Here is a 12,686-nt window from a genome sequence, read left to right as displayed (position 1 = left end):
CCGGGAGCCCGCATAGACCCTAGGGAAAAGCACCTGCCATGATGATCGACGACAGCGAGCTGCGCAGTATTTTTAAGACCTCTAGCCTGGAGCGTCTGCAAGCCATCGACGAGGGCCTGCTGCACCTCGAAAAGCATCCCGACGACCTGGACAACCTGGCCAGTCTGATGCGCGAGGCCCACTCACTGAAGGGCGACGGCAACATGCTGGGGGTCACCGACCTGGGCAAGGTAGCCCACCAGTTTGAGCATGTGCTGGGGGGCATTAAACAGGGCAAACAGCCGCTTTCCGCCGAGCTGTTCGACCGTCTGGCCCACGGCCTGGAGGCGATGCGGCAGATTGCCCACGAGGCGGTGACCGGCGAACCGGCCCAGATCCAGACGTTCTACGCGATCGCCACGCTGATGGGGGCCGATCTGGCGGCGCCGCCCCAGTCAGACCACGGCCCTGAACCCGCCCCCAGCCCGAACGGGAATGGCGCTGCCCCAGTCACCGATTCAGCCGCCTACGACCTCGCCGACGCCATCTTTGCGGATCTGCCCCCGGCGGTGGTGGCCGACCTGGAGGCCGATTCCCCTGCGGTCCAGGTGGCTACTGTCGCCACCCAAACGCTGGAGCGCAGCGATCGCTACATCGACGACGACCACCTGCGCGGCATCTTCAAAAGCGCCAGCGAAGAGCACCTGCAAGCCATCGACCAGGGCCTGCTGCACCTGGAAAACCACCCCGACGACCCGGCGGTGATCGAAGCGCTGATGCGCGCCGCCCACTCCCTCAAGGGCGATAGCACCATGCTGGGGGTCGCCGACCTGGGGCAAATTGCCCACCAGATTGAGCACATCCTCACCCAGGTAAACGGCCGGGCTGCATCGCTGTCGGCTGAACTCTGCGATCGCCTCTCCCAGGGCCTGGCCGCCATGCAGCAGCTGGTCTACGAAGCGACCACGGGTGAGCCCACCGGCGTGGATGCCGCTGGCGCGATCGCGGCCCTCACCGAGGTCGCCACCCCGCCTCAGCCCGCTGGGGCAACCGCAGGCTCTGCTCCAGGCGCCCCCCCGGACGCGATCGCCACCGCCCCATCCCCCGCATCTCCTCCCTCCTGCCTGCTTCCCCCTCCCCTGCCCGAGGCCGCCCTTACCGAAGCCTCCAACTACAGCATCGACACCATTCGAGTTCCGACTCAAAATCTCGATGCCCTGATGAAGGACAGCGGCGAGTTAACCATCGCCAAAACCCGAGTGGCCCATCGGCTGACCGAAATCGACACCATCACCGGCCTCTGGGAGGAGTGGAGCCGAGATCTGCTGATCAACCGCTTTCTGTACCACGAGGCCCAGCAGGGCAAACCGGTCTGGTCCCAAATTGAGAGTTTTCACCACCGCGCCGGGCAGCAGCTGGAGCAGATTGGCACTCTGATTGAGCGGCTCAGCAGTGCCCTGCATGAAGATACCGCCCGGCTGGACCGCGTCACTGACCGCATGGACGAATGCATCCGCACCCTGCGCCTGATGCCGCTGTCAACCATTTTCAATCTGTTTCCTCGGCTGGTCCGGGATCTGGCCCGGCAGCAGGGCAAACAGGTAGAGCTGGTGATTGAAGGGGGAGATACCCGCGCCGACAAACGCATTCTGGAGGAGATGAAAGATCCCCTCCTGCACATGCTGCTCAATGCCGTTGACCACGGTGTCGAACCGCCTGAGATTCGGCGGCAGCAGGGCAAACCCGAGGTGGCCACAATTACCCTGCGCGGGGCTCAAACCGCTACCAGCATTGTGGTTGAGGTCAGCGATGACGGCCGTGGGCTAGACCTGGACGCGGTAAAACAAACGGCGATCCGGCGAGGGCTGTACCGCCCTGAAGAACTAGAGCAAATGGCGCCCAGCCAGCTGCACACCCTGATTCTCAACCCTGGATTTTCAACCCGCACTATGGTCACGGAGATCTCCGGCCGGGGGGTGGGGCTCGATGTGCTGCGCACCAATGTCGAACGGCTCAAGGGCACGGTGGAGGTCCAATCGGTACCGGGGCAGGGCTGTACCCTGCGGGTACAGCTGGGCAATAGCCTGGCCACGGCCCACGTGCTGCTGGTGGCAGCGGCGGGGCAAACCTTTGCCCTGCCGGTGGAGTTTGTGCAAACCACCTGCCTGGTAAAGGCCAGCGATCTGTTTACGCTGGAGGGTCACAGCACCATGGCCTACAATGACGAGCCAATCTCTGTAGTGTGGCTGGCTGAACTGCTCAATCTGGGCGAGGCCGACTACCGCGACGGGGGCTCTCCGCCGGAAGAGCACCGCTATCCTCAAACCCAGTCGTTTTCCTGCATTATTTTGCAGGTTGGGCTGTACCGGGTGGGTGTTCTGGTCGATGCCCTGATTGACAAGCAGGACGTCGTGCTGAAACCCCAGAGCCAGTTGCTCAAGCGGGTGCGCTACATTGCTGGGGCCACGATTCTGGGCACAGGCGATGTCTGTCTGGTGCTCAATTCCCATGACTTGATCGCAGCGGTGCGCCACCGGCTGGTCTCCTCATCCTCGCCTCAGGCGGCTCGGTCCCAGGGTGCTGTGCCCAGCCAGCCCAGGCCCAAAAGCATCTTGCTGGTCGAGGATTCCATTGCCACCCGGACCCAGGAGAAGCGCATTCTCGAATCGGCGGGCTATGAGGTCGTCACGGCGGTAGATGGCCTGGACGGGTTTGAAAAACTCCAGTCGCGGGCCTTTGATGCGGTTGTTTCAGATGTCCAAATGCCCAATCTCGACGGCCTGGGGCTTACCCAGCGCATCCGTCAGCACCAGGCTTTCAACGATTTGCCCGTGGTACTGGTCACCACCCTGGCCAGCGAAGACGACCTCCGTCGGGGCGCGGAAGCCGGAGCCAACGCCTACATTCCCAAGGGCAGCTTCACCCAGGATCTGCTGTTTGAAACCCTGGATCGCTTAATTTTGAGCTAGTTCAAACTCCTGTACCCGAGGAGCGATTCTGTTTAATGCAGGGAAATAAATAGTTCCGGCTCATCGTCGGGGCAGGACGGACCAGAGGTCCATTCCAGAAGAAGTTGGCCTCCTGGGGATCAAGGGGCTGTGGGAAAATTTTGTGGGACAGTTTGGTGGTTCGCTGTGCAACGTCTGGGGTTGCTGAGTGCTGCTGGTGTGCCACCCAGCCTACCAATCCTAGGATTGACAGATCACTGGGCGGGGCAAAGGGTCTTTGCCCCCGCAAGCATCTAGAGCATCGGTACAGTATTTGTGTTGCAGCGAGGTCGGGGCCCGCGAGCCACAACTGCGGTGCTAAGCCCAAGATGCTACTGGGGCCATGTCGCTGGCTCCAGCCCCCCGTCGACCAGGGGCGTTCCGCCGCCCTGGACCCGAGGGAAAGGAGGGATCGATCATCGGTTTAAACCTCTGTTCTGCCAAGGAATCGTTAAGGTTCTGTAGACCCCGCGGTGGCAAATTCGAGATCCCAGCCATACTGAACCGGTGCTCTAGTTGCCGTCCAGGGTGTGGGGCAGTAGTCGCCCCATGACCGCCTTCAGACGCTCGGGTTCGCAGGGTTTGGTAAGGTAGCCCGAAGCGCCGGCCATACGGGCCTCCTGGCGATCGGCTTCGGTATCGCGGGAGGTCACCATGACAATGGGCAGATTTTTGAACTGGGGCAGGCTGCGGACGGTACGACACAGCTCGAAGCCGTCAATTCCCGGCATGGAGATGTCGAGCAGCAGGGCCTCGACCGCTTCTTGATAGATAACTGAAAGAGCATCCACCGCGTTGTCCGCCAGCAGCACCCGGTAACTGGTATCCAAAGCGCGTTTGATCATCTGTTGGCTAATTAAGCTGTCGTCTACCGACAGAACGGTTTGCTTGGCTGCAACACAGGTGGACATAGTCAAACAACCTCTTGGGTCAACACGGGCGCTGGTTATAGTTATGCCCAAAAATCATAGGTTTCAATAACGTACATCTACCCAAAAGGCCAAACTACCGCTGAATGGCTCAATTTGTCCTGGCTCTTGCTCCTATCTCGTTAAAACATTAGTGCTATAGTGCTGAACCTGTGGGCATAGACAAGGGCCAAACTGGAATGGATCTCGATGCGATCGCGCCGTCGTTAGTAGAGGCAGGCCGCTTTCTGGCGGGCCAGGGTTGGGCACCGGCCACCAGCGGCAACTACTCCGCCCGCCTGAGCCCAGACTCGGTCGCCATTACCGTCTCCGGTCGCGACAAGGGACAGCTGACGGTCGAGGACATTATGGCGGTTGACCTGGCGGGGGAAGCGCTCAGTCCGGGGCAGCGATCGTCGGCGGAGACGCTGCTGCACACCAGTCTCTATGGGGCCTATCCAGAGATCGGGGCGGTGCTGCACACCCACTCGATCCCCTGTGTTAGCCTGTCGCGCTGGCTGCTGAGCCAGGACCAGGACCACCTGCGGTTAACCAACTATGAATTGCTGAAAGCATTTCCAGGTATAACCACCCACGATGTAGACATCGCCGTACCCATTCTGGCCAACAGTCAGGATATGGTCGCCCTGAGCAAAGCGGTGTTGGCCCGTCTGGCGTCGGTGTCGCGCCCAATTGGCTATATCATCGCTGGCCACGGACTCTACAGCTGGGGAGCCACGGTAGCCCAGGCGCGGATGGCGACCGAAGCGCTGGAGGTGCTGGTCAGCTGTGCCCTCCAGGACCACCTGCTCAGCCACAAGCTGGGGTAGCGCGTTTTACACTGGTAAAGGCCCCTGCCTTACCCTAGCTCTTCTCGATCCAAGGACACCGACTCGATGACTCTACTCCGCATTTTTAGCGACCAGGACGGCGCCACGCTGCTGGATGAGTTCCGCGACACTGAGGCGATCGCGGCTACCCTGGCCAAGGCTGGCGTGCGCTTTGAGCAGTGGCAAACCCAGGCTCCCCTTCCCCCCGAGGCCGCCCCCGAGGCCATTCTGGCCGCCTATGCCAAAGATATCGATCGCCTCAAGGCCGAGGGCGGCTATATCACCGCCGACGTCATTCGCATGCACCCAGAGCATCCCCAAAAGGCGGAGCTGCGCCAGAAGTTTCTCGATGAGCACATCCACAAAGAGGACGAGGTGCGCTTTTTTGTGGAGGGGCAGGCGGTGTTTTACCTGCACCTGGGGGACAAAATCTACGCCACCCTCTGCACCGCAGGCGATCTGATCGGCGTGCCCGCCAACACCCCCCACTGGTTCGACATGGGCGAGGCACCTCAGTTTGCCGCCATTCGCCTGTTCTGCAATCCCGAGGGCTGGGTGGCCCACTTTACCGAGAGTCCGATCGCGAAAGGCTTTCCTGAATACCATGCCTTTGTTTAATCAGCGGCCCCTGGGGGCGATCGTGCTCGACATTGAGGGCACCACCACCGACATTGCCTTCGTCAAAGACACCCTGTTTCCCTACGCGGAAGACCGGCTGGAGGCTTTTATGGCCGAGCTGGTGCCCACCGCCGAGGGGCAGAGCATTTTGACTCAGGTGCGAGCTGAGGTGGGCGACGCGGACCTCTCAGTGGACGATGCCATTGCCCAACTGCTGGCCTGGGCCAGGGCCGACCAAAAGGTCACCCCGCTCAAAACGGTGCAGGGCATGATCTGGGAGGAGGGCTACCGCACCCAGGCCTACTACAGCCACATCTATGACGATGCTGCCGCCCACATTCAGGAGTGGCAGCGGCGGGGGGTGCCGCTGTACGTCTATTCGTCGGGCTCGATCGCGGCTCAGAAGCTGCTGTTTGCCCACACCACTGTGGGCGACCTCACCCCCTGCTTCAGCGGCTACTTCGACACCACCACCGGGGCCAAGGTTGAGGCCAGGTCCTACCAAAAAATTGCTGAGGCGTTGGGAATGCCCCCCCAGGAGCTGCTGTTTCTGTCGGACCATCCGGGGGAACTGGCGGCGGCGCAACAGGCGGGCTGGCAGGTGTGTGGCGTGCAGCGCCCTGGCACCCCCAACTTTGAGTTAACCCTGCCTGTGGTGCGTGACTTTGGTGAGTTGCCCATTACCTTTGAGGGTGTCTAGGGGCTGTCATCACTTAGCCGTGTTGGGTTCTGCTAGCGCGCCACCCAACCTACAGATTTAGGATTGTCAGACCACCAGGGCCGCTGCGCAGAAGCTCAAAATTCAACATGCAAAACCGCTGACCTATCGGTGTTTCGGGGTTTCTGAACGGGACGTAATTCACGGTGCTGGAGTGACAGGTGGGTGCGTCACCGCTGGGGTAGGACGCACCCCTGGCCTCCGGGGCGATCTCTCTACTCGTAGAGCCAGCCCTTGGCGGCGGGTTCCCAGCTCACCAGTTCGGACTCGCTAAACCACAGGGCAATCTCGGCCTGGGCGGTTTCGGGGGCATCGGAACCGTGGATGATATTGCGACCCACGGTGACACCCAGGTCGCCGCGAATGGTGCCGGGTTCCGCCTCCAGGGGCTTGGTGGCCCCGATGATTTTGCGGGCCGAGGCGATCACGCCTTCGCCTTCCCACACCATGGCCACCACCGGGCCAGAGGTGATGAAGTCCACCAGGCCAGCGAAAAAGGGGCGCTCGCGGTGGACGTCGTAGTGCTTTTCGGCCAGCTCGCGGGAGACGGCCATGAACTTCAGGCCCACCAGGGTGAAGCCTTTGGTTTCAAAGCGACCGATGATGTTGCTAATCAGGCCGCGCTGAACGCCGTCGGGCTTGATCATCAAAAAAGTGCGTTCCATAGATACCTGTTCCTAATTTTTAATTCGGGGTAAAAGGGCTGGCTGTGAGCGAGTCTGTGCTTGCAAGACCTTTTCTATGCTGGGAAACGGTGGCCACTTTGTAAAGGATTTGGGCAAAGATTTATGGTTCAGACCAGAAGCGATCGCAATCGGCATCGTACCGCCAGCGACAGCCGTCGGGGTCGAGATCGCGGCTCCACGGCCCAAAATCGGGCTGGCTGCACCGGGCCGCCAGATCCTCTGGGGTGCAGCCCAGCCGCTGGGCCAGGTCGGCGACGGTGAGCGAGAGGGCGGGCGGGACGGCGCTGGCAACGGAATGGGGCGAGGTGTTGGGCGATCGAAAGGTGTAGAGCACATCCCCAGCCGGGGTCGGTTCAAAGTCGCCCCAAAACTCCTGGGCCCGCTGGTCGAGGAATCGGCGGGCCTCGCGGCCGGTAATCTGAGCTGCGATCGCAAAGTCGAGCACGCTGAGGCGGCCCTGGTGGGCGGCGATTTGGGCGTAGAACAGCCGGTGCAGGGCCTGTTCGCGCGCCCGGTGCCGCCGCCAAAGCCAAATGCTACCGAAGGCCAGCCCCCCGACCACCAGCCAGGGCAACAGCAGCTGAATCAGCAGCACCGTGACCAGGGCGGCCCCCGCCATAATCAGGGCCAGCAGCAGGCGATATTCAAGCCCAGCGCCGGGGCTGTGGAAGGGCCGCAGGGGCATATCGACCTCGGAGGGTTGTGAGCGGGGTTTGCAGAGCAGTGTGGCATGGGGGGCTGGGCCTGGGCAGCGCCAGGGGTCAGCTAGAATGCTGTCACGCCTCGTCCTATGCTGCCACAGCTGCCGCCATGCTAACCTTTGCCACCCCCGCCGACGAAACCCAGGCCGCCCAGCTCCTGCAACCCTGCCTGATTCGCGTGGTCGACAACGTGCGCAAGCACACCGAAACCCTCAACTGGCGCAGTGACTACCTGGAGCAGGTGCGCTGGCCGGGCGATGCCACCCCCGCCCAGCGGCAGCAGGTGCGCGATCTGGCGGCCCAGCTAGAGGCCGCCTCGCCAGCGGCGGCCGAAACCATTCGCCAACAGCTCAGCCAGCTGCCCACCCCCCTGCCTGGCTACGAGCTCCGGCTCACCCAGGGACCTGGTACCACCGAGGAACCCCGCACCGCCACCCTTGACCTGTGGGATTTGTGTTTCGCGGTGTGCTTCACCGACTACCGCCCTGGGCAGCCCGTCACCGTGGACCCCACCCTGATCGCCCCCGATGGCGAGATCGACTGGCTCACCCTCGATCAGAAGGCCAAGTCCCTGGTCGAGCGGGCGATTGACCAGGCGACCGCAGCGGTTTAGACGACCGTGAGGGCACAGCCGGTAGGGCACAATGAAAGCACGTACCCCAGCGACGCACCACTGCCATGCTCGACCTGCACAGCCACACCACCTACTCGGACGGCACCCTGACCCCAGCGGCCCTGGTCAGGGCGGCGATCGCTGCGGGTGTGCAAGCTCTAGCCATTACCGACCACGACACCCTGGCCGGGTGGGATGAGGCGATCGCCGCCGCCGGAGACCGTCTGGAGGTAGTGCCGGGGGTAGAACTCAGCACGGTGGAACAGGGGCGATCGCTCCATATTCTGGGCTTTTACCCTCGCCGAGACTGGCTAGAACCGCCCCTGAGCGAACGCATTGAAGGCCGTCGCCGCCGGGCTCGGCAGATGGCGGCCAAGCTGGCCGAGTTGGGCTACCCGATCGAGCTGCCCGCCATGGGGGGAAACATGGCCCCCGGGCGGCCCCACCTGGCGGCTGCCCTGGTTGAGGCTGGCCACGTGGCCACCAAACGCGAAGCCTTTGACCGCTGGCTGGGGGACCACGGCCCCGTCTACGTGCCCTACGAAAAATTTTCTGCCGCCGAGGGCATTCAGCTGCTGCGCGACTGCGGCGCGGTGCCGGTGTGGGCGCACCCGTGCCTGTTCAAGGGATCGACCGTAGATGCCCTGATGCCCCAGCTGGTGGCGGCGGGGCTGATGGGGGTGGAGGTCTACCACCCCCACCATAGCCCCAGCGATGTGCGGCGGCTGGAGGACTACTGCCGCCACTACGGCCTGCTGATGACCGGCGGCAGCGACTACCACGGCCCGCCGGAGCCCAAACCCGCCACCAAGGCCAGGCCCAGCGCCAAAAAATCCGCCGATGCTCCGGTGGAGCTCAACCACCTGCACCTTCCCCTGGAGCTGCTGAACCCACTCAAGCAGGCGGCGGCAACCCTGGCGACCAACTCCGACCAGCCATGACTGAGTTGACCTTTGACACGCTGGGCCGAGTGCTGGGCGGCATTTTGAGCCTCGATCCCGAGGCGTTTTTGGCCCTGCGCCAGTTCCCGTCCGACCGGGTAGACGCCCTGGCCCTGGCGGTGGTGTTTGTGGCGGGGCTGTCCCAGGCGGTGGCCCAGAGCATTATTTTGTTTGCCAACCGGGTGAAACCCTGGCGGTTTGTGCTGAGTCTGGTGCTGGCGGGGCTGCTATTTGTGGCGGGCTACCTATTTTGGGCGTTGAGCATCTGGCTGGCCAGCCGTTGGTTTCTAGAACAGTCGATTCCCTGGCAGACGGTGGCCGACAGCCTGGCCTTTAGCTACCTGCCCCTGGTGTTTAGCTTTTTGGGGGCCATGCCCTACCTGGGTGTCCCGGTGCTGCGGCTGCTCTCGGTGTGGAACCTGCTGGCTGTGGTGGTCGGTTTTGCGGTGCTGGCCAATCTCTCGGTGACCCAGGCGGTGGGCCATGTGGGCCTGGGGTGGATTGTGCTGCAGGTGCTGCAACAGACTGTGGGCCAGCCGATTGTCAACCTGGGCCGCTGGCTCACCAACCGGGCGGCGGGGGTAAAGCTGGTGGTCAACCGGTGGCAGATCAAAACGCTGATCACCGCCGGGCCTATGGGGACAAAAACCGCCGACAGCAGCGGCCAGCCAGGGATGGAGACAGTCCCTGCTTCGGTGGCGATGGAAACGCTGTCGGCAGGGAGTGACGAACTTTCGGGGCGTGTCAAACCGCGAGGCAAAACCCGGCGGCAGGGGTTGCCCAAGCTGGAGACCCGGCGGCTGACATTGCTGGGAATCTACCTGGGCCTGGGCCTGCTGGCCCTGGTGGTGGCTCTCAGCCTGGAACCCCTGCGATCGCTTCTGTTCACCGGCCAGAGCCAGAGTCGCTCGGCCCGCTGGCTAGCCGATCTGGTCTGGGTCGGCGCGATCGCCCTGGTGGTTGGCGCCATGCTGGCTCCGCTGGAGGCCCTGGGCTGGTGGGCGGGCTGGTACGGCGACGAGGTCGATACCCTTGGCCCCCAGCCGATTGAGCAACCTGAGGGCGATCGCGCCTGTCCGCGCCGCTTCATTGTCTACCTCGACGGTATCAACCAGGCCACCGCCACCTATCAGCCCACGGTCGCCCGCTACCTCGACGAACTGGACCAGCACCTGCCTGCCACCATTACCCTGGTCAAAGGGCTGATTCCCTACTCGGTGCTAAACCGATCGCTGACCCAGGACCGCCCCCTGGCCTTCTTCTGGCGCGGGGTTGAGGCGCTGGCCCAGCGGTTGGGCCCCTGGGTAGGGCTGGTCATCAATATCCGCAATATTTTGATTGTGGCGGTGTCGGCGGACCAGCGCTTTGGCCCTATCTACAACCAGGGGGTGGCCCAGCGGGTCTACGAAAGCCTGCTGCAGGCGGGGTACCCCACCAGCGGCGGCATTCCTCTGACGCTGATTGGTTACAGCGGCGGCGGCCAGATTGCCCTGGGCATTTTGCCCTTTTTGAAACAGGCCCTGGGGGCCCCGATCGAAATTATTTCCCTGGCCGGGGTGATAGCGGGGAACGGATACGCCACCGAGGCCGAGCAGATCTACCACCTGGTGGGCCGCAAAGACCCGATCGAGCGCCTGGGGCCAGTTATGTTCCCCCGCCGCTGGAGAATTGTGCCGCTCTCCTACTGGAACCGGGCCAGGCAGAAAAGGAAAATTACCTTCATCTCCCTGGGGCCGGTCGGGCACCAGACGCCAGGGGGCGTCCTCGACGACCAGGCGATGTTGCCGGATGGGCGCAGCCACCTGCAGCAAACCCTGGATCTTAGCCTCGATATTCTGGTGGGCGATCTGCGCCAGTACCTGGACATTCAAAAAGTTCAGGTGGTTAAGCTGGGCAACTACTACCACTTCCAGAGCGCCGCCTTTAACCACCCCAGCTACTACCCGCTGCGGCAAACCCTGCCCGCCCCCTGGTACCAACCCGTGGGGAACTGGGTGGGGCGGCTGGTACTGCCCGAACCGGCCCAGCGCAGTCAGATTGACGGAGTATGGCTGGAGCTGCTGCATACCCCTCCCGCCTACCGCCCCTGGCTTGGGCAACGGGTCATCCTGCGCTGGCAGGGGGCAGCCGGCCTCAACTACCGCTTTCAGGCCGTCACCCGCGACATTCACTTCAGCGCCGGGGCCGAAGACTCCCACCGCCAGGGCCTGATTTTGCCCACCCGCCTCAACCACTGGCGTCTGGTGACGCCGCTGGAATCGTTGGCCGGAGCGCACCCCATCGACGACATCCTGGTCAAGCTGCCGGAACCCGTAGCCGTCACCCCCGATTCATCCAACTCCCCATCCACCCATCCACCCCACCACCCATCTATCCATACACCCACCCTCACCCTCACCGTCCTCCACGAGCCAATCCAAATTTCCGGCCCCTACACCGCCCTGGTACAGTTTCTCGGCCCGGTCGACGATGACCTGGAGTGCTACCGGGTGGTGCACTACAACCTCGCCACCCAGGCCTTTGACGGGCTGAGCGAAACGGTGCGCCTGCCGACGGTGGTCGCCGACGACAACGGAGTGCTGCCCTTTACCAATGCCGGGCTGGAGCGATCGCCCCTGAATGCCTCCGGCTGGTACCTCTACGGAGCCCAGTCCCACGACGGTGACTTTGTGGTGAAAGCGCTGCGCCCCCGATGCCTGTTTCAACTGCGCCCCGATCACGTGATCACCAGTGCCCACCAGGGCAGGCAGTACCTGCGGCGCGAGTCATGGCGTCACCTGGCCCAGCGCAAGGGCACCGCCGCAGCGGTTTTGATTGACCCCAGCGCCACCTCCGAGCAGGCCGCCATCGCCCGATGGCAGGAGGGCGATCAGGCGCTGCTGGTGCATGTCTACGGCGGCATTGGCGGCGAGCAGCGCGAACCGGCGGCCCAGGGGCCGATCTACTTTGGTCACTTTGCCTACGGCATTGCCACGGTGGTGCGCGATCCCCTGGCCGACGAGCTTCAGTTTGAAATTCGCTACCATCAGGTCTACACTCACAACCGGCGCGGGCTGGTAGCGGGGGCCCTCGACTGGCCGCTGTACATGGGCGATCGCCAGTGGGGCTTCATGGGCAGCCGGCCGGTCTCAGATATTTTGATCAGGCTGCCCGCCTACACGCAACCCTTCGACTTCAACGGCCAACCCTGGTCGGCCCTCGACGACCTGCGCCTGGAGCTAGAGCTGATGACCGCCCGCTACCGCACGGGCGACGGTACCGGCGTCACCTACGTAGGCCCCGCCAACAACTGCGCCCAGGACTCTAACCAGGCCATGTACGCCAGCGCCATCCACCTGGAGGAGGCGGTCAAGGCTCACCGGGCCACGCTCAAAGCCTGGGAAGCCCAGAACCCCGAGCAGGCCAAGCAGTTCCAGCAGCTGCTCCGCCTGCGCCGGGCGATTCAGCAGGAGCTGCTGCCCTTTGGCAGCGCCCGGGCCGACTGGGCCGACGAGCAGGAATCCCTGGGCAGCAACCTGTCGGACTTTCCCTTAAAGACCCTGGGCCGAGGCCTATTGAGCTGGCGCACGATGCTGCCCCGCAAAGCCAGCGACACCATGACCCAGCTCTGTCTACGCCACGGCGCGGCCCTCTGGGTGCTGCGCACCAACCAGCTCGGCGGTCACGACCCCACCATCGAACCCTTGGCTCCGTTCACGCTCTAGC

10 protein-coding genes are annotated in these 12,686 nt (G+C 63.4%); 7 read left to right on the top strand and 3 right to left on the bottom strand.

The genetic code is table 11. The annotated features are described in order from the left end of the window. Positions 1-38 precede the first annotated feature (38 nt). Complete coding sequence (locus NF78_RS24140; RefSeq protein WP_035992428.1) at positions 39-2,948, top strand: hybrid sensor histidine kinase/response regulator; 2,910 nt, start codon at positions 39-41, stop codon at positions 2,946-2,948. A gap of 530 nt (positions 2,949-3,478) precedes the next feature. Here the strand turns inward: NF78_RS24140 and NF78_RS24135 are convergent. Further along, positions 3,479-3,877: a response regulator gene (locus tag NF78_RS24135; RefSeq protein WP_035992426.1), complete on the bottom strand. Its 399-nt coding sequence runs from the start codon at positions 3,875-3,877 to the stop codon at positions 3,479-3,481. Positions 3,878-4,047: 170 nt separating this feature from the next. Here NF78_RS24135 and NF78_RS24130 point away from each other — a divergent pair, with 170 nt between their 5' ends. The 3 genes from NF78_RS24130 to mtnC all read left to right on the top strand — a co-directional run bounded on the left by NF78_RS24130 (position 4,048) and on the right by mtnC (position 6,022). Next, positions 4,048-4,704: a methylthioribulose 1-phosphate dehydratase gene (locus NF78_RS24130; RefSeq protein ID WP_225885408.1), complete on the top strand. Its 657-nt coding sequence runs from the start codon at positions 4,048-4,050 to the stop codon at positions 4,702-4,704. Positions 4,705-4,770: 66 nt separating this feature from the next. Then, positions 4,771-5,322, top strand: a complete 552-nt coding sequence (locus NF78_RS24125; protein ID WP_035992420.1) for a 1,2-dihydroxy-3-keto-5-methylthiopentene dioxygenase — start codon at positions 4,771-4,773, stop codon at positions 5,320-5,322. Then, a complete protein-coding gene (gene mtnC, locus NF78_RS24120; RefSeq protein WP_035992417.1) occupies positions 5,309-6,022 on the top strand; it encodes an acireductone synthase in 714 nt (237 codons plus the stop codon). Before NF78_RS24125 ends, mtnC begins: the two co-directional genes overlap by 14 nt. A 233-nt stretch (positions 6,023-6,255) precedes the next feature. Here the strand turns inward: mtnC and ndk are convergent, their stop codons facing one another. Next, positions 6,256-6,705 (bottom strand): nucleoside-diphosphate kinase, encoded by a 450-nt coding sequence (gene ndk / locus NF78_RS24115; protein WP_035992411.1) that lies wholly within the window; start codon positions 6,703-6,705, stop codon positions 6,256-6,258. A gap of 121 nt (positions 6,706-6,826) precedes the next feature. Further along, complete coding sequence (locus tag NF78_RS24110) at positions 6,827-7,411, bottom strand: hypothetical protein (RefSeq protein ID WP_052050902.1); 585 nt, start codon at positions 7,409-7,411, stop codon at positions 6,827-6,829. A gap of 125 nt (positions 7,412-7,536) precedes the next feature. Here NF78_RS24110 and NF78_RS24105 point away from each other — a divergent pair, with 125 nt between their 5' ends. The 3 genes from NF78_RS24105 to NF78_RS24095 all read left to right on the top strand — a co-directional run bounded on the left by NF78_RS24105 (position 7,537) and on the right by NF78_RS24095 (position 12,685). After that, on the top strand, positions 7,537-8,040 hold the full coding sequence (locus tag NF78_RS24105; RefSeq protein WP_035992408.1) for a hypothetical protein: 504 nt from the start codon (positions 7,537-7,539) through the stop codon (positions 8,038-8,040). 65 nt (positions 8,041-8,105) lie between these two features. Beyond that, the gene (locus NF78_RS24100; RefSeq protein WP_035992406.1) at positions 8,106-8,981 is read left to right on the top strand and encodes a PHP domain-containing protein; all 876 of its coding nucleotides are present in this window, start codon (positions 8,106-8,108) and stop codon (positions 8,979-8,981) included. Beyond that, entirely contained in the window at positions 8,978-12,685 is a 3,708-nt protein-coding gene (locus NF78_RS24095) for a CAAX amino protease (RefSeq protein ID WP_035992402.1), read from the top strand. Before NF78_RS24100 ends, NF78_RS24095 begins: the two co-directional genes overlap by 4 nt. Position 12,686 lies beyond the last annotated feature (1 nt).

Source organism: Leptolyngbya sp. KIOST-1 (assembly GCF_000763385.1).
In the GTDB taxonomy this organism is placed as follows: Bacteria; Cyanobacteriota; Cyanobacteriia; order Phormidesmidales; family Phormidesmidaceae; genus Nodosilinea.
The sequence above is the reverse complement of the archived record's forward strand: the minus strand, read 5'-3'. Positions and strand labels throughout refer to the sequence as shown.